The sequence below is a fragment of the Rehaibacterium terrae genome (assembly GCF_014202935.1).
Taxonomy (GTDB): Bacteria; Pseudomonadota; Gammaproteobacteria; order Xanthomonadales; family Xanthomonadaceae; genus Rehaibacterium; species Rehaibacterium terrae.
The window spans coordinates 243208-267140 of record NZ_JACHHX010000001.1 but is presented as its reverse complement, the minus strand read 5'-3'; the positions used below and the strand labels follow the sequence as shown (position 1 = coordinate 267140).

Annotated in this window: 16 protein-coding genes; 5 read left to right on the top strand and 11 right to left on the bottom strand. The window is 70.4% G+C overall.

Features of this window, described 5'->3' with window-relative positions:
- The first annotated feature begins 36 nt into the window (after window positions 1-36).
- Window positions 37-654 (top strand): hypothetical protein, encoded by a 618-nt coding sequence (locus HNQ58_RS01130; protein WP_183946940.1) that lies wholly within the window; start codon window positions 37-39, stop codon window positions 652-654.
- Window position 655: 1 nt separating this feature from the next.
- Here HNQ58_RS01130 and HNQ58_RS01125 read toward each other — a convergent pair whose 3' ends face one another.
- From HNQ58_RS01125 to HNQ58_RS01090, 8 genes are all read right to left on the bottom strand, one after another.
- A complete protein-coding gene (locus HNQ58_RS01125) occupies window positions 656-1213 on the bottom strand; it encodes a DUF3011 domain-containing protein (RefSeq protein ID WP_246416772.1) in 558 nt (185 codons plus the stop codon).
- 99 nt (window positions 1214-1312) lie between these two features.
- Window positions 1313-4465: an EAL domain-containing protein gene (locus tag HNQ58_RS01120; protein ID WP_183946939.1), complete on the bottom strand. Its 3153-nt coding sequence runs from the start codon at window positions 4463-4465 to the stop codon at window positions 1313-1315.
- A 130-nt stretch (window positions 4466-4595) separates the two neighbouring features.
- A complete protein-coding gene (epmA, locus tag HNQ58_RS01115) occupies window positions 4596-5582 on the bottom strand; it encodes an EF-P lysine aminoacylase EpmA (RefSeq protein ID WP_183946938.1) in 987 nt (328 codons plus the stop codon).
- 292 nt (window positions 5583-5874) lie between these two features.
- On the bottom strand, window positions 5875-8247 hold the full coding sequence (gene ligA / locus HNQ58_RS01110; RefSeq protein ID WP_183946937.1) for an NAD-dependent DNA ligase LigA: 2373 nt from the start codon (window positions 8245-8247) through the stop codon (window positions 5875-5877).
- A gap of 220 nt (window positions 8248-8467) precedes the next feature.
- Entirely contained in the window at window positions 8468-9232 is a 765-nt protein-coding gene (gene zipA / locus HNQ58_RS01105) for a cell division protein ZipA (protein WP_183946936.1), read from the bottom strand.
- A 22-nt stretch (window positions 9233-9254) separates the two neighbouring features.
- On the bottom strand, window positions 9255-12758 hold the full coding sequence (smc, locus tag HNQ58_RS01100; RefSeq protein ID WP_183946935.1) for a chromosome segregation protein SMC: 3504 nt from the start codon (window positions 12756-12758) through the stop codon (window positions 9255-9257).
- A 200-nt stretch (window positions 12759-12958) separates the two neighbouring features.
- On the bottom strand, window positions 12959-13252 hold the full coding sequence (locus HNQ58_RS01095; RefSeq protein WP_183946934.1) for a BolA family protein: 294 nt from the start codon (window positions 13250-13252) through the stop codon (window positions 12959-12961).
- The gene (locus HNQ58_RS01090; protein WP_183946933.1) at window positions 13249-13548 is read right to left on the bottom strand and encodes a YciI family protein; all 300 of its coding nucleotides are present in this window, start codon (window positions 13546-13548) and stop codon (window positions 13249-13251) included. The genes HNQ58_RS01095 and HNQ58_RS01090 overlap by 4 nt, the downstream gene beginning before the upstream one ends.
- Before the next feature lie 42 nt (window positions 13549-13590).
- Here HNQ58_RS01090 and HNQ58_RS01085 point away from each other — a divergent pair, with 42 nt between their 5' ends.
- From HNQ58_RS01085 to rluB, 4 genes are read left to right on the top strand one after another with little or no spacing between them, the layout of a single operon-like run.
- The gene (locus HNQ58_RS01085; RefSeq protein WP_183946932.1) at window positions 13591-14208 is read left to right on the top strand and encodes an L-threonylcarbamoyladenylate synthase; all 618 of its coding nucleotides are present in this window, start codon (window positions 13591-13593) and stop codon (window positions 14206-14208) included.
- A 59-nt stretch (window positions 14209-14267) separates the two neighbouring features.
- Window positions 14268-15143, top strand: a complete 876-nt coding sequence (locus HNQ58_RS01080; RefSeq protein WP_425504132.1) for a segregation and condensation protein A — start codon at window positions 14268-14270, stop codon at window positions 15141-15143.
- Window positions 15144-15153: 10 nt separating this feature from the next.
- On the top strand, window positions 15154-15945 hold the full coding sequence (scpB, locus tag HNQ58_RS01075) for an SMC-Scp complex subunit ScpB (protein WP_183946930.1): 792 nt from the start codon (window positions 15154-15156) through the stop codon (window positions 15943-15945).
- On the top strand, window positions 15942-17336 hold the full coding sequence (gene rluB, locus HNQ58_RS01070; protein ID WP_183946929.1) for a 23S rRNA pseudouridine(2605) synthase RluB: 1395 nt from the start codon (window positions 15942-15944) through the stop codon (window positions 17334-17336). The genes scpB and rluB overlap by 4 nt, the downstream gene beginning before the upstream one ends.
- Window positions 17337-17406: 70 nt before the next feature.
- On the opposite strand, the gene HNQ58_RS01065 is transcribed toward rluB, so the two are convergent.
- The 3 genes from HNQ58_RS01065 to HNQ58_RS01055 all read right to left on the bottom strand — a co-directional run bounded on the left by HNQ58_RS01065 (window position 17407) and on the right by HNQ58_RS01055 (window position 23705).
- Entirely contained in the window at window positions 17407-18207 is an 801-nt protein-coding gene (locus tag HNQ58_RS01065) for an amidohydrolase (RefSeq protein ID WP_183946928.1), read from the bottom strand.
- A 103-nt stretch (window positions 18208-18310) separates the two neighbouring features.
- Entirely contained in the window at window positions 18311-19459 is a 1149-nt protein-coding gene (locus HNQ58_RS01060; RefSeq protein WP_183946927.1) for a pyridoxal phosphate-dependent aminotransferase, read from the bottom strand.
- Window positions 19460-19547: 88 nt separating this feature from the next.
- A complete protein-coding gene (locus tag HNQ58_RS01055; RefSeq protein WP_183946926.1) occupies window positions 19548-23705 on the bottom strand; it encodes a S8 family serine peptidase in 4158 nt (1385 codons plus the stop codon).
- Window positions 23706-23933 lie beyond the last annotated feature (228 nt).

Sequence of the window (23933 nt, the reverse complement as noted above, 5' to 3'; positions counted from 1 at the left end):
CCTGCCGGAGCTTCCGCCCCGTCCTCCCCAGCCCCGATGCTGTCGCGGGACATGGCGGTCGACAGCCTGCTGCACACCGCGGCGGTGAAGGCCGGCGCCGGCGCCGCGCTCAAGGTCGTACTGGACGGCATCCCGCTGCTCAAGCCGTTCATCCCGACGCGTCTGCGCCGCACCGCGGGCGTCTGGTCCGAGGAGCGGATTCAGCGCCACCTGGTCCGCGCCGTGTACGCACGGCATGGCCTGAAGCCGGCTCGCTGGGAGATCGACGGCGTGCTGGCGGTCGCGCAGTCGCAGGGCGTGCTCACCCCGCTGGCCAGCCGGGCCGGCGTGCAGGCGCTGCTCTCGACCTGGATCCCGCGCGGCATGGCCGACACCGTGTTGCGCTACACCCCGCTCGACCCGCTGGTGACCGCCACCGCCCGCGCAGTCGCGGCCACCTGGGCCGCCGGCCGCTACGCCGACGGCGTCTGCAAGCTGCGCCGCGCCGGCGCCGACTGGCTGCCGGCGCCGGTGGCCGGGATGCTGAAACTCACCCCTGCCAAGCTGCGCGACTGGAGCGCGGAGGCGCTCGCGCTCGCCCTGCCGCCGCTCAAGCTCGTCTCCGGGTGGGGTCCGCACGCGGAGCGGGCGGAGAGGCCCCCGGGCAAGCGCTGAGTCAGTACACCGCGAACTCGCCCCGGCAGCCGTCGGCCACCCAGATGCCGCGCCGGTCCCAGCCCCAGGTACGCCCCTCGATGCAGGCCGCGCGCGAATACTGCTCGACCAACCGCACGCCGCCACGGCCCAGTGGCGCATCGCACCACTGGGTGCGCCCGCGATGGGACTCGCAGGTGACGAAGACCGGATGGATGCCGATCGCGCCGCCACGGCCACGACCATGCCCGCGGCCGTGCCCGCGTCCGGGATGGCCGCCATAGGCCGCGAACTCGGCCCGGCAACCGCCGGCCACCCAGATGCCACGCCGGTCCCAGCCCCAGGTGCGCCCCTCGATGCACGACGCATTCGAGTGCTGGCGCAGCAGGCGTACGCCGCCACGGGTATCGGCGGGACACCAGGCCTCGCGCCCGCGATGCGACTCGCACAGCACGATCTCGCCGCTCCAGCCTCGGCCGTACCCGCGCTCCGCCTGTGCGGCCGCCGGCAGCAGGCCTGCGCCGAGACCGATCGCGAGACCGCCAAGCAGCCCCATCCGCCGGATTCGAAAGTCGAACATCGCCCGTCCACCTCGCCTCTCGCGGCTCATGCCGCGCCACGACGCTAGGCGAGTCCGGATGAATACGCGGCCAACCCGGCCGGCCGCCGCGATCGATGTTCAGTCGCCGGTTAGCGCGGCCATGGACGCGCGCAGGCTGCGCTCGAACGCCTCGGCCGACATCGGCCGGCCGAACCACCAGCCCTGCACTTCGTCGCAACCGAGCTCCTGCGCGAAACGCGCGTGCTCGGCGTCCTCGATGCCTTCGGCCGTCAGCGCCAGGCCAAGCTCGCCGGCCACCGCCGCGATGGCGCGGGCGATGGCATGTGCGTGCTCGCCGCCATTCTCCTCGCCGCTGATGAAGGCGCGGTCGATCTTGATCCGGTCGACCGGCATCCGCTGCAATCGCGCCAGCGAGGAGTAGCCGGTGCCGAAATCGTCGATGGCGATGTGCACGCCGCCGTCCCGCAACGCCTTGAGCTGGGCGAGGATCTGCGATTGCTCCTCCTGGTGTGCCAGCACGCTCTCGGTGACCTCCAGCTCCAGCGACGCCGGCGGCAGGCCGAAGCGCTCGAGCAGGGCGAACACCTGTCGGTCGAAGCCACCGCGCTCGAGTTGCCGCACCGACACGTTCACCGCGAAGCGCAGCGACGGCAGGCCCGCCTCCCGCCAGCGGGCCGCCTGGGCGATGGCATGTTCGAGCACCCAGGCGCCGATCGGCACGATCAGGCCGCTGGACTCGGCCACCGGAATGAACTCGGCGGGCGAAACCTCGCCGATCATCTCGCTGCGCCAGCGCAGCAGGACCTCGGCCGCGACCATCCGCCGCTCGGCCAGACCGATCACCGGCTGGAAATGCAGCGTGAACTCGCCCCGCTGCAGCGCCGTGCGCAAGGCGTTGTCGTAGGCCAGCCGCTCGGCAGCGGCGCGGGTAAGCTCGCGCGAATAGAAGCGCAAGGTGTTGCGGCCAGCCGCCTTGGCCGCATACATCGCGGTATCGGCATTGCGCAGCAGGGTTTCGGCGTCCTCGCCGTCGCCCGGATACAGGCTGATGCCGATGCTCGGGGTCAGGTACAGGCTGTGTTCGCCGACCACGAAAGGCTCGTTGAACGCCTCCATCACCTTCTCCGCGACGCGCTCGGCGCCGCCGGGATCCTTCAGCGATTCCAGCACGATCACGAACTCGTCGCCGCCGATCCGCGCCACCATGTCGCTGTCGCGGATCAGCGCGCGCAGCCGCGCGGCGACCGCCTGCAACAGACGGTCGCCGACGCTGTGACCGAGCGAATCGTTGATGTTCTTGAAGCCATCCAGATCCAGAAACAGGATCGCCACGCCGCTGTGCATGAAGCGCGCCCGCGACAGCACCCGCTGCAGATCCCTGGTCAGCAGTGCGCGGTTGGGCAGGCCGGTCAGTGCATCGTGGTGGGCCAGGTGGTCGAGATGCTCGCGCGCGAGCACCAGCTCGGCGATGTTGAGGTAGCCGAGGATGAAGTTGACCGTCCGCCCCTGCTCGTCGCGTGCGGCGGTGACCGTGCGCCATACCGGATAACGCGAACCGTCGACGTGGGTCAGCCAGCCTTCGCCCCGGTGCCCCTCCGGCGGCAGCCGGTCGTCGGCCAGGCCGCCGCGCAGCAGTTCCGGATCGAGCAGGTGCCAAGGCTGGCCCACCAGCTCGGACTCGCTGCGACCGAGCATCTCCTCCAGCATCGGGTTGACCTGCACGACGATGCCCGCGGCATCGGTGACCGCGAGCCCTTCCGCCGAGCTGGCGAACACTTCCGCCGCCAGCCGCTCGCGCTCGTTCCTGCGGTAGATGTCGGTGACGTCGCGCGCCGCCATCAGCACGCCGCGCAGGCGCCCCTCGGCGGTGCGCAAGGCGAGCTTGTGGATCTGGATCAGGCACATCTGGCCCGTGATGCCGTGTTTCTGCCAGTGCATCGCGGTGATGACCGAATCCGACGCGATCGCGCGGCGGTCGTCCTCCTCGAAGCGGGCGGCGACCTCGGGCGGGAAGATATCGCCGGCGTGGCGTCCCACGATGTCCTCGCGCTTCATGCCGACGAAGTCGGCGAAGATCGGATTGCACTCCAGATAGGCACCGTCGGCATCCTTGATCGCCACCGGGTCGGGCAGGCTCTCCACCACGACCCGCAACAGCGCGCGCTCCTCCTCGAGCCGTCGTTTGGCGGCACGGTGCTCGGCATCCGTGCGCAGCCAGACGATCATGCTGGCGCAGGCCGCAAACACGGCCTTGAGCCGTGAAAGCATCCGCTCGTTGTAGCCGCCGTCACGATTGGCGAGCGCCAGCAGGCCGATCACCTCGTCCCCGCGCTTGAGCGGCACACCGAGAAAGTTGCGCAACGGGAAATGCCCCGCCGGCAGGGTGCCGCCCCAGCCCGGATGGCCGGGCGGATCGTTGGCGATCAGCGGCTCGCCGCTGGTGACCGGATACCCGAGCAGGCTGTCCAGATTGTGTATCTCCAGCCCGCTGTCGAGGTACTGGCGATGCAACTCGGCCGAGGCCCCGTCCCAGGGCTCGGCGGTCAATGCCAGCGCCCGCAGGAGAACGCCGCCCTGTCCGTCGCGGACCACCTCGGCCAGCAGGCCGTGCTCGCTCTCGGTGAGCGCGGCCAGTTCCCGCACCATCTCCTCGGCGCGCCGGCGCGGCTCGCCCTGGCTCATGAACTTCGACAGCACGCGCACGGCAGCGTTGTCGATGCGCGCCATCTCCTGCTCGCCGAGCACGGCGGCATGCAGCCCGGCGGCCAGGCCGGCGAGCCGCCCGAAGTCGGCCAGCGTCCGCAGCTCGCATTCGGTCGGCTCGCGCACGCGGTCGAAGTACACCGACAGCGCGCCGCGCACGCAGCCCGCCGCATCGATCATCGGCTCGGACCAGCAGGCGCGCAGCCCGAGCTCGTCGGCCAGCGGGAGCAGCGGCGCCCAATGCGGATCGGCGGCCACGTCGGGCGTCAGCACGCGCCGCCCCAGCGCCACGGCGCGCGGGCAGCTGCCCAGGGAGGGGTCCGGACGCAGCCCGGCGACCGCCTCCACCCACCGTTGCGGCAGGCGCTCTGCATGCGCGACCTGCAGCCGACCGGTCTCCGGATCGAGCACGAGCACCAGACACATGGCGCCCTCGATGGCGGACTCGAGCCGCGACGCCAGCAGGGCCGCCAGGTGCGGGAAGGGGACGCTGCCCGATTGCGTCGCCGGCGCCGCAGCGTCGCCGGAAATCGGGGGAGATGCCGTCGTGGTCGGACGAGTGGTCACGCGAGGGCCAGGCTCCGTTGCCATCGGCGTCCCGCGTCTGCCAGGCGAGACGTCGACAAGTCTGACTCAACGCCCTGGCACTGCCAAGCCGAGCGGTGCTGCGCCCCGCCAGGCGGCTTGCGACCGACGCTCAGGCGCGTTCGAACGGGAAGGCCAGCACATCGGCGATCCGCTCGCAGCCCAGCATGGCCATCAACAGGCGGTCCACGCCCAGGGCGACGCCCGCGCAGGACGGCAGGCCGGCGTCGAGCGCCGCCAGCAGCCGCTCATCGACCGGCGGCCGCACCTGGCCGCGACGGTGGCGAACGACCAGATCCCTGCCGAACCGTTCGCGCTGCTCGCCGGCGTCGCACAGCTCGTGGTAGCCGTTGGCCAGTTCCAGCGGGCCCAGGTACAGCTCGAAGCGCTCGGCCACCGGCGGCTCACCGGGGCGGATCCGCGCCAGTGCGCACTGCGAGGCCGGATAGTCGTAGAGCAGCAGGATGCGGTTGTCGGGCAGTACCGGCTGGACGAGATGGGTCATCAGCAGGTCGAGCAGATCGTCGCGGGTCAGGCCCTGCGGATCGATGCCGAACATCGCCAGCGGCGCGTACAGCTCGGCCTCGCTGGCGGTATGCGGGTCGAGCCCGAAACGGTCGCGGTAGAGCTCGCCGAAGCTCATCCGGCGCACCGTGGTGCGCTTGCCGACCAGCGCCATCGCCGCCTGCACCAGATCGGCACACTCCTCCATCAGGCGATGGTGGTCCCAGCCCTCGCGGTACCACTCGAGCATGGTGAACTCGGGATTGTGGCACTTGCCGGCCTCGCCGTTGCGGAACACCCGACCGAGTTCGTAGCAGTCGCCGACGCCGGCAGCGAGCAGCCGCTTGAGCGCGTGCTCCGGCGAGGTGCGCAGCCAGCGCCGGCGCTGGCCGGCTGCGGCGGGGCCCTCGAATTCCAGGCTCAGGCTCTGGATGTTGGGATCGGTATTGCCGGCCTCGGAGAGGATCGGCGTCTCGACCTCGAGCACGCCGCGCTCGGCGAAGAAGCGGCGGATCAGCGCGTACAGCCCGGCGCGCAGCTTGAGCGCCCTGAGCGGGGCGGTGGGTTGCCAGTCGTTGGCGGGATTCGTAGTCATCGTCGAAGTCTGGAGATGCGGCGCAAGGGAAGCGCGGAGAAGGACACGACTGCAGGAACGACGTGGTCGTCTCCCGGAGGCCGACGGCCTCAGCCGCGACCGCGAGAGCCGAGGAGTGAGTGAAGAGGAGTGAGTGAAGAGGAGTGAGTGAAGAGGAGTGAGAAACGAGGGAAAGCATCGGCTGACCGCAGCCTTGTCGCTCCCTCACTCCTCACTCCTCTTCACTCGTTTCCAGCCATGGCGGTCGCGGCTTGCACCGTTCTACAACATACCCTGCGGCGCAGCGGTTCCGTCATTTCCCGTGTTCGGCCAGGAAGGCCAGCAGCCGCGCCTCGTCCCAGACCTCGACGCCCAGCTCGCGCGCCTTGGCGAGCTTGGAGCCGGCCGCCTCGCCGGCGACCACGAAGCTGGTCTTTTTCGATACGCTGCTGACCGTCTTGGCGCCGAGCGCCTCCAGCCTGGCCCCGGCCTCCTCGCGGGTCAGCGACGAAAGCGCGCCGGTCAGCACCACCGTCTTGCCCGTCAGCGGACCGGTGCGGGCATCGGCCCGGGCGCGTGCGCGCAGCGCGTGCATCTGCGCCTCGGCCGCCCGCAGGCGCGGGCCCCAGTGCGGATCGTCGAGCAGGGCCAGCAGCGCGGCCGCGGGCGCGGCCGGCACGCCGAGCGCGATCAGGCCGTGTTCGCCCAGCGAACGCAACGCGGCGAGGTCGGCGCAGCGCGCGCCGATCCGTTCGATGGACGTGTCGCCGAGGCCAGCCAGCGGTGCGCCGAGCGCCTTGGCCGCGGAAAGCAGGTGCGCCAGGTCGAGCCGACTGGTCAGCATCGACGAAGGCGCGCCGCTGCCCTGTGCGCTGACGCCAGCCGCGAGCAGCGCATCGATCACCTGCTGGTTGTGCGGCTCGGCGAAGAAGGCGGCGACCGACTGCGCCACCTTCGGGCCGACGTCCGGCACCGCCAGCAGCAGCATTGCGTCGGCATGGCGGATTTCCTCCAGCGAGCCGAACGCGCGTGCCAGCGCCTTGGCGGTCTCCTCGCCGATCTGCATGATGCCGAGCGCGAACAGCAGCCGCTCCAGGCCGGCGCCACGGCTGCGGTCGATGGCCTCGACCAGGTTCTCGGCCCATTTGGTGGCGATCTTGCCGGACTTCACCGTCTCCGGCACGGTGCCATCGCGCTCGTCGGCACGCCGCTTCATCTCGAGAAAATCCTCGAGCGTGAGCCGGTAGAGATCGGCGACGGTCTCGACGTAGCCGAGATCGACCAGGTCCTCGATGATGCGCTCGCCCAGGCCTTCGATGTCCATCGCGCGACGCGAGGCGAAGTGGATCAGCGCCTGCTTGCGCTGCGCCGGGCAGTACAGCCCGCCACTGCAGCGGGCCACCGCCTCGCCGGCTTCGCGGACGATGGCCGAGCCGCAGGCCGGGCACACGGCCGGCATCGCATAGGGCGGATGCAGCGGCTCGCCGTTTGCGTCGCGCGGGCGGCGCTCTTCGATGACGCGCACCACCTCGGGGATCACGTCGCCGGCGCGGCGCACGATCACGCTGTCGCCGACGCGCACGTCCAGCCGGGCGATCTGGTCGGCGTTGTGCAGGGTGGCGTTGGTGACGGTGACACCCCCCACCTGCACCGGCTTCAGCCGCGCCACCGGGGTGATCGCGCCGGTGCGGCCGACCTGCACATCGATGCCCTCGACGACGGTGAGCTCCTCCTGCGCCGGGTACTTGTGCGCGATCGCCCAGCGCGGCGCACGGGCGACGAAGCCCATCGCCCGCTGCTGCTCGTAGCGATCGAGCTTGTAGACCACGCCGTCGATGTCGTAGGCCAGCGCGTCGCGCCGCGCACCGATGCGGGCGTAGTAGGCCAGCAGCCCGGCGAGCCCCCGCGCCACGTCGGCCTCGGGGCATACCGGCAGTCCGAACGCACGCAGTTTCGCCAGCGTCTCGGAATGCCGGGCCGGCAGGTCCCAGCCCTGTACGGCGCCCAGTCCATAGGCGAAGAAACTCAGCGGCCGGCGCGCGGTGACGCGCGGGTCGAGCTGGCGCAGCGAGCCGGCCGCCCCGTTGCGCGGATTGGCCAGCGGCTTCTCGCCCCGCGCCAGCGCCTGCGCATTGAAGCGCTCGAAGGCGGCCTTGGGCATGTAGACCTCGCCGCGCACTTCCAGCACCGCCGGCGCCTCCCCGCGCAGGACCAGCGGAATGGCGCGCACGGTGCGCAGGTTGGCGGTGACATCCTCGCCGGTGAGGCCATCGCCCCGCGTGGCGCCGCGCACCATCCGGCCGTCTTCGTAGCGCAGGCTGATCGCCAGCCCGTCGATCTTCGGCTCGACCGAGAACTCGGGGTCGGCGTCCCCGGTTTCTTCGGCGATGCGGCGCACGAAGTCGCGCACTTCGTCCTCACTGAAGGCGTTGCCGAGCGAAAGCATCGGCACTTCGTGCACCACCTCGGCGAATTCCCGCGCAGCCTGGCTGCCGACCCGCTGGGTCGGGGAGTCCGGCGTCAGCAGTTCGGGATGCTCGGCCTCCAGCGCCTGCAGCTCGCGCATCAGCCGGTCGTACTCGGCATCGGGAATACTGGGGTCGTCGAGCACGAAATAGCGGTAGTTGGCGTCCTCGATCAGACGCCGCAGTTCGGCGACACGGGCGGCGGCGGATGTGTTGCTCATTGCGGTGGTCGGTGCCTTGGAGTTCCAGCCGGGATGCGACGGATCATCCCGGGCAGGTCCCACCCGCAATCCGGGAGGCGACAGACGAGCAAGGAGGCGCGGAAAGCGGGAGAAAGCGTCGGCTCGTCGCAGCGCTGCCCTTCTCTCACTTCCCGCTCCTCTTCACTCGTTTTCCGCTTTTCGGGTCGCGGCTGAGGCCGCCCCTGCAGGGTGGATGCGGTCACCAGCGGGGCGGCTGGTGCAGTTTTTCCTGCTTGCGGTCGTAGGCGCGCAGCTCATCGCGGATGTGGGCGATGCGCTGACGGCCGAGCGCGTTGCGCTCCTCGTCCAGCACCACCGCGTCGAGCAGTTCGGCCATGCGTTGCGCGGTCGGCAGCATCATGTCCCAGGCATCGAGCGCCGGCATGGGGCCCGGCAGGGTCATGAAGAAGGTGATGCCCGGGGTCTGCAGTGTCTGGATCTGCGCCATGTCGAAGCTGCCCGGCTGCAGGATGTTGGCAACCGAGAACACCGGCCCGGCCTCGGGATGGCCATCGAGCAGGCGATGGAAGATGTTCATGTGACCGTAGACCAGACCGGCGCGCTCGGCGGCGACCACCAGGTCGGGGCCGTGCAGCAGGTGGCCGGCGCGGGCGGCAATGTAGAGGGTGACGATGCGGTCGTAGTCGGTCTGCGGCCGGGCACCCAGCCCGGACTGCCCGCCGCCAGGCGCCGCGCGCGGCTCGCCGTCGCCGAGGCTGCGGTCGATCAGTTCCAGCTCGTCCTGCACGTCGCGCGGGTCGTCCCGTCCCTGCGCGTGTTCGGCAGCCTCGGCTTCGATGATCTCCTTGAGCGTCGGCTCCACACGCGCTCCGCTGCGCTTGGGCGCAGGCGCGGCACTGCGGCGTCCCTGATCGGGCTTCTTCGGCCGACCGAGGAAATAGATCGCGGCAATCAGCACCAGGCCGGCGATGAGCAGGATGATGCGAAGCTGGGTGGCGTCCACGGGTGTGCTCCCTCTGTTCCGGTCAGGCGGCGCCGGCCAGGCGCGAGGCTTCGGCCAGGTCGACCGAGACCAGGCGCGACACGCCCGGCTCGCGCATGGTCACGCCGCACAGTTGACGCGCAGCCTCCATGGTCGCCTTGTTGTGAGTGACGAACAGGAACTGCACCTTCTCGCTCATCTCGCTCACCATCGCGCAGAAGCGGCCGACGTTGGCCTCGTCCAGCGGTGCGTCGACCTCGTCGAGCAGGCAGAACGGCGCCGGGTTGAGGCGGAAGATGGCGAACACCAGCGCCACCGCGGTCAGCGCCTTCTCGCCGCCGGACAGCAGCGAGATGTTCGACGGCCGCTTGCCGGGCGGACGGGCCATGATCGCCACGCCGGTATCGAGCAGGTCCTCGCCGGTAAGCTCCAGATAGGCGTGGCCACCGCCGAACAGGCGCGGAAACAGCTCCTGGACGCCGGCGTTGACACGGTCGAAGGTGTCCTTGAAGCGGCCGCGTGTCTCGCGGTCGATCTTGCGGATGGCGTCCTCGAGGGTTTCCAGCGCCGAGGTGAGATCGGCGTGCTGGGAATCGAGGTAGGTCTTGCGCTGCGACTGCTCGCCGTACTCCTGGATGGCGGCGAGGTTGACCGGCTCCAGGCGGCGGATCCTGGCCTCCAGGTCGGCCAGCGCCTTCTGCCAGGCATCGAAATCGGCCTCGGGCGGCAGCGCCGAAAGCACGGCGTCGAGCGTCATGCCGGCGGCGGCGATGCCCTCCTCCAGCTGCTGCGCCTTGAGCGCCAGTGCCTGTTCCTCCAGCCGCTTGCGCGAGATCGTCTCGCGCTGCGCCAGTGCCTGCTGGTCACGCTGCTGGCGGGTCTGTTCGTAGCGGCGCATCTCGTCCTCGATGCCATCGACCGCCGAACGCGCGGCGGCGAGGTCGCGCTCGACCACCACGCGCTGATCGAGATAGGCCTGCCGCTCGGCTTCCAGTTGCCGGATCGGCGCGTCGCCGTCGGCCAGCTGCGCGGCCAGTTCGCTGCGGCGGCTTTCCAGTTGCGAGCGCTGGCTGCCCATGCGCGCCAGTGCCTGGGTCAGCGACACCACCCGGGTGCGCTTGGACTCCAGCGTCAGGGCCAGTTGATGCGCGGTCTCACGCACCTCGCGTGCGGCGTTGCGGGCGGCGTCGCGGCGGTCGATCAGCAGGCGGCGCTCGCTCTCCAGGGCGGCGCGCTGCGACTCCAGCTCGCCCATGGCCGAGAGTGCCCGCTCCAGGCCGCCACGCGCCTCGCTGGCGCGCGCCTGCGACTCCTGCAGCGTCTGCGCGAGCTGGGCCAGTTCCTGCTCGATGCGGGCGAGCCGGCCCTGCGCCGACTCCAGCCGGCCCTGCTGGCTCTGGATCTGGCCGGCCAGCTCGGACACGCCGCGATGCGCCAGATACAGGCTGCGCTGGGCATCCTCGCGCTGCTGCTCGGCTTCCAGGATACGGTCGCGCAGCAGCGCCAACTGCTCGTTGAGTTCGTGCTCGCGCCGCGCCAGCGTGTCGATCTCCTCGCGCAGCGCGTGGATCTCGCGCTCGCGCGCCAGCGCGCCCTGCTGAGCCTCGCCGGAGCGCAGCACACGCACCCAGCCCGGGCCGATCCATTCGCCGGCGCGGGTGACGATCGCCTGGCCATCGGCCAGCGCAGGCAGACGCGCCTTCGCCGCAGCCAGATCCTCGGCGACCAGGACATTCTTCAACAGGCGCCGGATCGCGGCCGGGCCGCGCAGCCGCGCCGCCAGCGAATCCGGCGCCACCTCGACCGGGGCGGTGTCGGCCGCCACCAGCGCGACCCGTCCGTTGGCGAACTGCGCCAGCGACTCGAACAGCCGCTCGGGCGCGTCGACCGTCACAGCTTCGAGCAGGGCGCCGAGCACGGTCTCGACGGCGGTTTCCCAGCCGGCCTCGACCTCCAGCGTTTCGCCGAGCCGGGCGGCGTTTTCCAGCCCGTGCTGGCGCAGCCATTCGAGCGCGGCGCCCTTTTCCTGGCCGAGCGCGGCGTGCTGCAGGGCTTCCAGCGAGCCGAGCCGGCCGCGCGCGGCCTGGCCCTGCTTGCGGGTCTCGGCCAGCTCGGCCTGCGCCTGCCGTTGCTGCTCCTGCAGCGCGGCGACCGCCCGCTTGCGCTGTTCGAGCTGCTCGCCGAGCGCATCCAGGCTGGCCTTCTGCTCCTCGTGCCGCAGCCGCATCTCCTCCAGCGCCTGGCCGAGTGTGGTCACATCCAGGCCACCGCGCTCGCTGGCCAGTGCTTCGCGGCGCCGGCCGGCTTCCAGCGCCTGCCGCTCCAGGTATTCGATTTTGGTGCGCTCGACTTCGGCCGCACGCGAGGCTTCCGCGTGCGACTTGGCGTAGGCGTCCCAGCGCAGCTGCCAGTCGGCCAGCGCGGCTTCGGTGCTCCGCAGCGCCTCCTGGCGTTCACCATCCTCGGACTGCAGCGCCTCCAGCCGCGGTTCGGCCTCGGCGATGGCCAGGCGCAGCTCCTCGAGCTGACGCTCGTCGGCCTCGATGTGCTCGCCGATTTCGGCCCAGGCGGCGTCGGCCTCGATGCGGGCGCGCTCCAGCCGCTGGTACAGCTCGCGCTGGTGCTGGATCTGCTGCTCGACGCGGGCGATGTCGCCGCCGATGCGGTAGACCTCGGCCTGCACCTGCGCCAGCCGCTCGCTGGCCTCGCCATGCTGGGCACGGCAGATTTCGATCTGCGCCTCGGCATGGCGCTGCTCGGCGATCAGTTGTTCCAGGCGGGTCTCGTCCTGCGCCAATGTCTCGCGCAGCGCAGCCAGCTGGCCGTCGAGCCTGCGGTATTCGAGCGCCTTGAGCTGGGCGTCCTTTTCGCGCCGCTCGGCCTGGTACTGCTGGTACAGCTCGGCGGCGCGCGCCTGGCGCTTGAGGTGTTCGAGCTGCTTGTCGATCTCCTCGCGCAGGTCGTTGAGGCGGTCGAGGTTCTCGCGGGTGTGGCGGATGCGGGTTTCGGTCTCCTTGCGGCGCTCCTTGTACTTGGAGATGCCGGCGGCCTCCTCCAGGTACACGCGCAGGTCCTCGGGCCGCGCCTCGATGATCTGCGAGATCATGCCCTGCTCGATGATCGAGTAGCTGCGCGGGCCCAGGCCGGTGCCGAGGAACAGGTCGGTGATGTCGCGGCGGCGGCAGCGCGCGTTGTTGAGGAAGTAGCTGCTCTGGCCATCGCGGCTGACCACGCGCTTGACCGAGATTTCGTTGAAGCGGGCGTACTCGCCACCGACTGCGCCGTCGCTGTTGTCGAAGATCAGCTCGACCGTGGCCTGGCTCACCGGCTTGCGCGTGGACGAGCCGGAGAAGATCACGTCGGTCAGGCTGTCCCCGCGCAGGCGGCTGGCCGAGCTCTCGCCCATCACCCAGCGCACGGCGTCGATGATGTTGGACTTGCCGCAACCATTCGGACCGACGATGCCGGTCATGTTGGTCGGCAGGTGCAGGGTCGTGGGGTCGACGAAGGATTTGAAGCCCGAGAGCTTGATCGTTGAGAGACGCATGGGTCCGGAGCATACGCCGCGGCGGCGCGGAAGATGAGGCCCTCCGTGGAGCCGTCCGGGGACGGTTCCGCCACGTCAATCCATGGGAAACGCGAACCGGGGGCGCCCCTTCGGCCAAGTGCCTGATTCCCTTGGCCAAGCTTCGGGCCGCCCCGCGCTCGCAGCCGGCCGGCAGTATAGCCGGAACCGTCCCCGCCGGTTCAGCCGCCGCCGGCCTCGTCCGGCGTCTGCGCGCGGATGCTCAGCGCGTGGATGTCGGTCCGCATCAGCTCGCCGACCGCGTCGAACACCAGCCGGTGCCTGGCCAGCGGACGCAGCCCCGCAAAGGCCGCGCTGACCACATGCACGGCGAAGTGCCCGCGACCGTCGCGCGCGCCCTCGTGGCCGGCGTGCAGGTGGCTCTCGTCGACGACCTCCAGCGCGACCGGTGCCAGCGCGGTCTCGATCGCCGCGCGGATCAGTGCGACCCGGCGTTCGCCCACGTTCACGTTCATGGCAGCACCTTGCGGAACGGCCGCACCTCGACCCGCTCGTAGACACCGGCGGTCACGTAGGGGTCGGCCTCGGCCCAGGCGCGGGCAGCTTCCAGCGAGGGGAACTCGGCGACGATCAGGCTGCCGCTGAAACCGGCCGGGCCGGGATCCTCGGCGTCGATGGCCGGGCACGGACCGGCCAGCAACAGCCGCCCCAGCGCCGCCAGGGCCTCCAGCCGCGCCAGATGCGCCGGACGCGCGGCCTGGCGGGCGGGGAGCGAACCGGGGCGGTCATGGCCGAGGATCAGATACCACATGGGTGAGCTTGCCTTCGTGTCGAAGGGCGGCATGATACTGCGATGAGCGAACGCTTCCGCGTCCACCCCGTCGACCCCCAAGCCCGACTGATCGAACGCGCCGCCGACCTGCTGCGCCGCGGCGCGCTGGGCCTGTGCCCCACCGATGCCGGCTATTCGCTGGTGTGGACGATGGAGGCGCGCGATGCCGAAGACCGGGTGCTGCGGATGCGCGCACTGGACACCAAGCACCCGTTCACCTTACTCTGTGGCGCATTGAGCGAGGTCGGCCGCCTGGGCCGGCTCGACGACCGGGCCTTCCGACTGCTCCGGTCGCTGACCCCCGGCCCCTGCACTTTCATCCTGCCGGCCGCCTCCGAGCTTCCCCGCCGTCTCAAGCAGAGCAAGCGCCGCGCCATCGGAATCCGGCTGCCGGACCACCCTGTCGCGCAGGCCCTCATCGCCGCGGTCCGTGAGCCGCTGCTGTCGACCACGCTGCTGCTGCCCGACGACGAGGAACTGGCCAGCCACGAGGCCGAAGCCGTGGCGGAGCGGACCGAACGACTTGTCGATTTCATGCTCGACGCCGGGGACTGCGAACCCGGCCCCACCAGCGTGATCGACTGCACCGGAGACGAACCGGAACTGGTGCGCCAGGGCTTTCGCCCGTTGGCGCTTTGATCGGACAGACAAGCTTGCGCGGCCAGGCCAGGCTTTGCGATGGGCATGAGCGGATGAGCATGCAACCGGCGCAGGACGCCAATCCCAGCACGACCGCCGACGCGGCGCCCGGCAACGGCGCGACGCCCCCTCACCACCCGCAGCAACAGGAAATGCCGCTGGCGGTGGTCAAGGGCCAGCCGGTGGTGGAGATCCCGCAGGATCTGTACATCCCGCCGGATGCGCTGGAAGTGATCCTGGAGGCCTTCGAGGGGCCGCTGGACCTGCTGCTGTATCTGATCCGCCGGCAGAATCTGGACATCCTCGACATCCCGGTCGCCGAGATCACCCGGCAGTACATGGGCTACATCGAAGTCATGCGCGAAATGCGCTTCGAGCTGGCGGCCGAGTATCTGCTGATGGCCGCCATCCTCGCCGAGATCAAGTCGCGGATGCTGCTGCCGCGTCCGCCCAGCGAGGAAAGCCACGAGGAAGACCCGCGCGCCGAGCTGGTGCGCAGGCTGCAGGAGTACGAGCGGTTCAAGAAGGCCGCCGAGGACATCGACGGCCTGCCGCGGCTGGAGCGCGACACCATGCCGGTGAGCGCGCACGTGGCCGACCGCAATGTGGTGCGGCTGCCGCCGCCGGTGGACCTGCGCGAGATGCTGCTGGCGCTGCGCGACGTGCTCAAGCGCGCCGAGCTGTTCAGCCGCCACGCGATCCGCCGCGAGGCGCTGAGCGTGCGCCAGCGCATGGGCGAGCTGCTCGCGCGCCTGCAGGACGGCCAGTTCCACGCCTTCCAGACGCTGTTCGCGGTCGAGGAAGGCCGGCTCGGCGTGGTGGTCACTTTCCTCGCCATCCTCGAACTGGCCAAGGAGCAGCTGCTGGAGATCGTGCAGGAGCAACCGCTGGCGCAGATCTACGTGAAATCGCTGGCCGCCGACGGCAACGAGTGAACCCGGACGCATGGAACAGGACCTGATCAAGCGCATCGTCGAGGCCGCACTGCTGGCGGCCAACCAGCCGCTGAGCCTCGCCCAGCTCAACGCGCTGTTTCCCGAGGAGCAACCGCCGGCGCCGGGCAGCCTGGAGCTGGCCCTGGAAAGCCTGCGCGAAGACTGCGCCGGCCGCGGCATCGAGCTGGTCGAGGTCGCTTCCGGCTTCCGCTACCAGGTCCGCCAGGACGTCTACCCGTGGGTGGCGCGCCTGTGGACCGAGCGCCAGACCCGCTACGGCCGCGCCGTGCTGGAGACGCTGGCGCTGATCGCCTACCGGCAGCCGATCACCCGCGGCGAGATCGAGCAGATCCGCGGCGTGGCGGTGTCGAGCAACATCATCAAGCAGCTGGAGGAGCGCGAGTGGATCCGCGTGGTCGGCCACCGCGACGTGCCCGGCAAGCCGGCGCTGTTCGGCACCACCAAGGCCTTCCTCGACTACTTCGGCCTCAAGAGCCTGGATCAGCTCCCGCCGCTGACCGAACTGCAGGAGATCCCCGACCTGGAGCCGGAGCTCCCGTTCGATTCCGCCCCGGTGCCCGCCGCGGCAGCCATGCCGGAGACTTCCGCCAACGACGACGCCTCGCCCGAGGCGCCGCAGGCTTCCGAGGGTCCCAGCGCGGGCAGCTCTTTCCGAACCTCCGCGGACTCGTCCGCGGACAGCCCCACCGACGCCGTCGCGACGACGACCGTCCCTTCCCACCCCGATACGGCCGAGCCCGTCGCTGAAGACGCCGCCACGCCGGAGCCAGAAAAGCAATGAGTGAAACCCAACGCCGCGTTCTCTCGCTGAAGCGCGAACGCACCGAAGACAGCGACAGCCGTCGCATCGAGGAGCGCCTGCACAAGGTGCTCGCCCAGGCCGGCCTCGGCTCGCGCCGCGCGCTCGAGGAGCGCATCGCCGCCGGTCTGGTCAAGGTCAACAACGAGGTCGCCAAGGTCGGACAGAGCATCCGCGGCGGCGACCGCATCGAGATCGACGGCAAGACCTTCGTCGCCACTGCCCTGACCGAGCCGGCGCGCGTGCTGGTCTACCACAAGCCCGAGGGCGAGGTGACCACGCGCGAGGATCCGGAAGGCCGCCCGACCGTGTTCGACCATCTGCCGCGCCTGAAGGGCGCGCGCTGGATCGCCGTCGGCCGCCTGGACATCAACACCACGGGCCTGCTGCTGCTCACCACCGACGGCGAGCTGGCCAACGCGCTGATGCATCCCTCGCACGAGGTCGAGCGCGAGTACGTCTGCCGCATCCATGGCGAGGTCGGCCAGGACGTGATCGACCGGCTGGCACGCGGCGTCGAACTGGAGGACGGCCCGGCCAAGTTCGAGCAGATCGAGGCGATCGGCGCGTCTGACAGCCATGCCTGGTTCCGCGTCGTCGTCAAGGAAGGCCGCAACCGCGAAGTGCGCCGGATGTGGGAGTCGCAGGGTTTCCAGGTCAGCCGCCTCAAGCGCGTGCGTTACGGCACCGTCACCCTGCCCCGCCTGCTCAAGCGCGGCCAGAGCGAGGAGCTGCCCGCCGAACGCGTGGCCCAGCTCAAGCGCGCGCTCGGGCTGGAGGACAACGCCGGCAGCCTGACCCTGCAGCCGGTCATCGGCCAGCGCCGCGCCCGCACCACCGAGGTCAAGGTCAGCCGCGAGGATCGCCAGGCCGCCTACGTCAACGGCTACATCGCCGACGAGGCCCGCGAGCTGCGGGCCTTCGACCACATCCGCGACGAAACGCCCGCACGCCGTGGCCGCGGCGCCGGACCGGGGCGCGGCAAGGCCGGCAAGGGCAAGCGCGGTGGCAAGCCGGGCCGGCCGGCGGGCCAGGACAAGCGCCTTGGTGGTGGGGCACGCGACGTGCAGGCGCCCGGCTACGACCACAATGCCACCGCCTTCCGCACCTGGTACGTGCCCGAAGGCGTGGAGACCGGCCCGGCCGGCCACCGCAACCCCGGCACCGGCCGCGGACCGCGACCGTCGGGCGGCAAACCGGGCGGCAGGCCAGGCCCCAAGGGGGCTGGTGCCCGCCCGGGCGGCGGCGGCAACAAGCCCGGCGGACAGCGTCGCGGCCCCGGCGGAAAGCCCGGCGGCAAGCCCGGCGGAAAGCCGGGCGGGCGTCCGCATGGCCGTGGCGCGGGACCGCGCGGCGGCGGCGGCGGCCACTGAGGCCCAACGCCCGACGCCGAAACGGCCACGGGCGCGCTCGATCCGGTGGCCGTCCCGGGCCGCGACAGGCTCAGTCGATGAGACTGAACCGATCCGCATCGAGCTGTGCCGGAAAGCGCTCGCGGTGGCGCGCCAGCGGCTCGGCGGAAAGCGTGGTGGTGACCACCGCCGGCTGCAGCGCCAGGTCGGCCAGGGTCTGTCCGAGGAAGTCGGCCACCAGGCTGTCGCCGTGATACGGGATGTCGTTGCCGTCGGTGCCGACCCGGTTCACCGCCGCGACGTAGCACAGGTTCTCGATCGCCCGCGCCTGCAGCAGCGTGCGCCAGGCGTGCCGCCGCGGCGCCGGCCAGTTGGCGACGAACAGCAGCAGGTCGTAGTCGAAGCGCCCCTCGGCCTCGACGCCGAAACGGTTGCGGCAGAACACCGGAAAGCGCAGGTCGTAGCAGACCAGCGGACAGATCCGCCAGCCCTTCCACTCGACGGTCAGCCGCGCGCGGCCGGCGGCGTAGCGCTCGTGCTCGCCGGCCATGCGGAACAGATGACGCTTGTCGTAGTGACACAGCCCGCCGTCGGGCGTGGCCCACAGCAGCCGGTTGTAGACACGCTCGCCGTCGCGGATCTGCACGCTGCCGGTGACGGCGGCATCCAGCTCGGCGGCCAGCGCGCGGATCCAGGCCACGGTCGGCCCCTGCATGTCCTCGGCCTCGGCGATGGCCTCGTTGCTGAAGCCGCTGGTGAAGGTTTCGGGGAGGATCACCAGGTCGGTTCGTCCGGCCAGCGGGCGCGCCATTCCGGCATACATCGCCCGATTGGCGGCAGGATCGCGCCACACCGTGTCGCCCTGGATCAGCGAAACGCGCAGATCGTTCATGGTTCCGGCTCCGCTCGGTTCGGCAGCATCGGTTCGGTTCCTGTCCGGCGCTGCGGCGGGCCGCCCCGCCACCTCGGCGGGGCGGCCGGCCGCGGCCTGGGGTTCACAGTTGCTGCAGGCGCGCGACCGCGGCCTGGAGCGTTTCCTCGCTCTTGGCGAAGCACAGCCGCACCAGACGCTGCCCGGCCGGCGCGGTTTGGTAGAACGGCGACAGCGGGATCGCCGCCACCCCCTTCTCCACCGTCAGCCAGCGGGCGAATTCCGCGTCCGGCAGGTCGCTGACCTGCGAGTAATCGACCAGCTGGAAGTAGCCGCCCGGCACCGGCAGCGGCAGCAGGCGCGTGCGCGTCAGCAGCTCGCGGAAACGGTCGCGCTTGGGCTGGTAGAAGGCGCCGAGCCCGAGATGATGCTCCGGGTGGCGCTCGATCATCTCGGCGAATGCCCACTGCGCCGGAGCGAACGTGCAGAAGGTGTTGTACTGGTGCACCTTGCGGAACTCGGCCGACAGCGCGCGCGGGGCGATGCAGTAGCCGAGCTTCCAGCCGGTGCAGTGGTAGGTCTTGCCGAAGCTCGACACCACGAAGCTGCGCGCGGCCAGCTCCGGGTAACGCAGCACGCTCTCGTGGCGACGGCCGTCGTAGACGATGTGCTCGTAGACCTCGTCGGACAGCACCAGCACCGGCGTGTCGCGCAGGATCTCAGCCAGCGTCGCCATGTCCTGTGCCGACAGCATGGCGCCGGACGGGTTGTGCGGCGTGTTGATGAAGATCAGGCGCGTACGCGGCGTGATCGCGTCCTTCACCCGCTGCCAGTCCACCGAGAAGTCGTGCGGATGCAGTGGCACATGCACCGCCACGCCGCCAGCCAGCGCGATCGCCGGCTCGTAGCAGTCGTAGCAGGGGTCGAGCACGATCACCTCCTCGCCCGGACGGACCACCGCCGCGACCGCATCGAAGATCGCCTCGCTGGCCCCCGAGGTCACGGTGATCTCGGCGTCCGCATCCGGCCGATGGCCATACATCGCCTCGGTCTTCGCGGCGATCGCCTGGCGCAGCGCCGGGATGCCGCTCATCGGCGCGTATTGGTTTCTGCCTTCGCGCATCGCGCGTGCCAACGCGTCGACCAGGAATTCCGGTGGATCGAAATCGGGAAAGCCCTGGCCGAGGTTGATCGCCCCATGCTCCAGCGCGAGCTGGGACATGACGGTGAAGATGGTGGTGCCGACCTTGGGCAGCTTGCTCTGGATCTGCATGAGCGTCCTGTCGGAAACGCGGCGAGTCGAGGATGAAGAAGGGCGCGGCCCGCGTGGACCGCGCCCCGGATCATAGCCGGCAACCGGCTTACTGGCAGAGCTTGGGCTCCGACAGCACCGCCGTCGGCAGCGACTCCACCCAGAGGCCGGACAGCGGCGGAGCGAATTCCGCGGTGATGCCCAGCCGCTCGACGCGATTGGTGCCGTAGCGGCGCACGCCCTGCCCGACGATGCGGCTGGTGGTGGGCTGGTAGGTGCACAGCGGGCAGAAGCCGGTGAGCTGTTCCATGGCGATGCTCGCCTCGGCGTTGCCGGCATCATAGTCGCGGGCACCGATCAGCCAGCGCGGGAAGCCCTGGCCGTCGTACAGGTAGGCGGTGAGGATCTCCAACCCGTTCGGGATCACGCCGGGCGGCTCCAGCTGCACGTTGTAACCGAAGCCCGATTTGTCCGGCGAGTACCAGTGGCCGGTGACGTCGAGAGCCTGCCCGTTGAAGACCGGGCAGCCCTGCCCGCCGCCCAGGCGATCCATCGGCTCGTAACCGCTCTGGCCGTCGAGCTGGTAGTGGAAGTCGAGCGTGCTGGTCCCGGTGGGGATGATCTGCACCCGGCCGACCGGGGTGGAGGCGGTCTGGTTGCCGTTCCAGACGATGCGCAGCAGGTCGGCGTTCCAGACGCCGCCGTTCCCGGCCAGCGCCGGCGCCACCGCCAGGTACCAGGTCGGCGTGCCGTCCTGCAGGTAGGTGTACCAGAGCATCAGCCACTGGCTGCCGGCATAGTCCAGGAAGATGCCGTGGCCGGAGCGACGCCAGTTGTAGTACTGGCCGGAGCGCAGGTCAGGACGGGGACCACTCTGCAGCACACGGGCACGGAGGGCGAACTCGGTGCTGGGGGTGGCGCGAGTGTTTACCGGAGTCAGGTACCAGCGCCCGGGCTTCAGGTGGTTCCCGCTGAGAATGATGCTGCGGCTGTCATGCGCCCCACTGAGCACGGTCTGGGCCTGGTTGCGCGGCGGCGCGAGATTGATCTGCGGTGAGGATGCCTCGCTGGCATGCGCCAAGTACAGGTCGACGCCGAATGCGTTCTCCAGCGTGAAAGCCACCTCTTGGGCATTCGGCGGCACCTCGAAGTAAATGCGTTCGTGAGCGGCATTGCCTGACAGGCGCAGACGCAGTGTCTCCCCATCCTTCAACGCCCGTGCCGCTGACGTACCGGCAACACGGCTGATCCTCACCGGCACCTCCATGGTGACGAAGTCACGGGTCGCCGAGATCTGGACCAGGCCATAGCGGACATCCCCAGGCAGCATGCCCGGGTCGTTCCAGCTCAGACGCAGGTTGAATGGGGCGTTGCGGGCGACCTGTCCGGGACCGGTCGCGGTCAGGCCCCGCAGGTCTGCCCCCAAGGGGGATCGTGGCACGGCATAGCCTTCGAGCCGGATGGTGTCGACAGCCCCAGGCGAGCTCGACTCCCAGTTCTGCACCAGGGCCCAGACCACGAGGTTCTCAGAGCCCCCCGGGTGCTGGACATCCAGCTCGCAGCGCTCGCGCGCCTGGCCCTTGGGATCGGTCGAACGGCAGCGCTCCTCGCTGGCATCCGGACGGCTATTGCCGTTCTCGTCGATGCCGACGTAGAGATCGTAGTCGACGCTGGCCGGGCCGGTGGCCTCGAACACGACCTTCCAGGACACCGGCTGGCCATCGGCGCTCGGCGGCAGGGTCAGGGTGACGTAGGCAACGCCATCGGTCAGGTCGTCGTAGACATTGTTGCGTGCCGAATCCTGGCGCAGGTTGAAGTTGGTAATGAGGGGCGCGGCCAGCGGCGTGCCGCGGAAACGGGCATCAGGCAACGCCACCAGCCCCGACAGTGGGTAGTCGACGAAGCCGGCATCGCTATCGACCTGAAGCTCGATCGGTGGCGGCACCTGTCCCGGCAGGACATGGAGCGAGACCGGAATGGTCGCATCCGGCCGACCGTCGTTGGTGATGCGCTTGAAGCGCACCGTGCCATGGATCCAGCGCCCCGCCAGCGACGGGTCGGAGACATCGAAGGAGAAGTTCACCGACTGCGTGGCCCCGGCCGTGAGCGTGAAGCTGGCGGGACTGGCACTGGCGACGACTCCGGCCGGCAAGGATTCGAACTGCACCTGCCACTGCCCGCCGCCGGCGAGGTCGGTCACCCGTCGGGTCAGTGCGCATGCTTCCAGACAGGAGGCATGCACCAGAGCCGGCAGGTTGAGGTCGCGTGGCGTGCCCCCCGCACCCGGATTGGCATTGACGAACTCGGCAGAGGTCACGTTGAAGGACAGCGCCGCCCGGATGGCGCGCGACACGTCGATACTGCCGGCGCCCTGGTCGAACGGCGCGGCCAAGGTCGTGCCGTCGGTCAACTTGACCGAATTGCGTGCAGTGGTCGTGAGCGCGGAGATGATCTCGTTGGCACGCCAAGTCGGGTTGGCGGCTCGCAACAGGGCAGCCGCACCGGCCACGTGCGGGGTGGCCATCGAGGTACCCGACTTGAAGACCACACCACTCCCGGTGCGGTCGGCGGCCAGGATACTGACCCCAGGCGCCGTCACGTTCGGCTTGAGTACCTCGGCGATGTTGTCCGGCTTGGCCGGACCACGGCCACTGAAGCCCGCCAGCACATCGGCGAAGCCGGCCGCATCGCGCACCGTGGCGGCATCGAGCCGCCCGGTGTGGCCGCTGCCGGTGGACAGCCACTGCAGGAGCGCCTGGGCGTCGGCGTAACGGAGGTGGGTGGAGGGGATCGTGTGGGCATCCGCCACCACGCTGGCGCCGTCGGAGATCTGGTTCAGCAGCACCATCGCCGCGCCGCCGGCATTCTTCACATTGCGGCTCTTGTCCACGCGCGCATAGATGCCGCGGTCGCACAGCACCATGCGGTTGCTGTAGGTCGTCGCCCCCCACGCCGAAGGCATGTTGTTGCCGTTGAGGCTGGTGTCCGCGCCCTCGGCGCACAGCCGCGGCTCGGCGTGCACCAGCGGGAAGGTGCCGCTGCCGCCGGTCTGGCTGGCGCCGATCAGCACCCCGCCATTGGGCGGCGGCGTGGCGCCACCGCTCAGGAAGAGCTGGTTGCCGATGATGCGGGTATGGCTGGCCGCCGCCACCGTCAGCACCCAGGGGGCGTTGCCGGGGCTGGTGACCGTGCCCGCGCCGGGCCCGTCGTTGCCGGCGGCGACCACCACCACCACGCCGGCGTCGCGCAAGCCGCGCATCGCGTTGGCGCTGGAGTTGCTCCAGGGGTTGTTTGCGCTGCCGCCGATCGAATAGTTGACCACATGGACCTGGTCGGTGGCCGCCTGGTTGAGGGCCGCCAGTGTGGCACTGCCCGGGCAGGAACCGGACGAGCCCTCGTTGGTGCAGGCCTTGTAGCTGATCAGGTTGGCGCGCGGCGCCACGCCGGAGATCGTGCGGGCGACCCCGGACACGGTGACATTGAGCGGATTGCCGAGCACCGTGCCGGCGACATGGGTGCCGTGGCCGCTGACGTCGGAACCGTCGCTGCCCTCGCTGGTGAAGTTGTAGATGCCGATGAGCTTGTTGTTGCAGGTCGCCTGTCCGGTGGCACAAAGGCCAAGGAAGCCACCTTTCGGGTTGACGTGCACGTAGCCGTCCAGCGGGCTGGTGGCGGCGAATGAAGGGTGGCTTGCGTGGATGCCGGAGTCGACAACACCGACGATGACGCCCTCGCCGCGGGTGGTCACGCCGGCCGCACCGCTCCAGACCTGGTCGGCGCGGATCCAGCCCGGACCGGCATCGGTGTGCAGCCGTTCGATTTGCTCGCGCTCTACCTGCCTGACACCTGGCAGCTGGGCCAGCCGCTCGGCCTCGTGCGGCTCCAGCTCCAGCGCCACGCCATTGAACACGACATCGTAGACATGGGTCGGCCGCAGCGTGCGCCCGAGCCGCGCCTCGGCCTCCGACAGGCGCGCCTCGCGGCGGTCGCGCAGGAACGCCAGATACCCCTGGCTTTCCGGCGTCTTCACGTCGAGCATGCGCGCGCCGGTCACCGCCGGGCTGGTCGCGCTCAGGCGCGGGGCGCGCTTGTCCAGCTGGTCCGGGCCGGTGTAGCTGGCCAGGGCCGGCTCCTCGAACTGGACGATGTAGATGGCGCGGCCCTGGCTGCCGTGCTCCTTGGCGCCGGCCACCGGCACGGCGAAGGCGGCGATGCCGAGGACGCCGGCGATGGCGCGGGCGAGGATGGGCATGGCGGGGGGCGTCATGTTGGGCGTTCTCCTGATGGGCCGGTAGCGTGGCCACGGCAGCGTGGCTGCCGTTCGTCCTTGCGGCTGCGTGAGAAGGGTTTCGGGCCGTTCCGGGAATCCGACATTTACCGTGTTTGACCGCCACGGACAAGACTGATTGCACATACGTTCAGACGGCCTCATGCGGATGCCGGCGGCGCAGACAGAAACCTGAACGTGCCGGCGGCCCCGTGACACGGCCCTTGG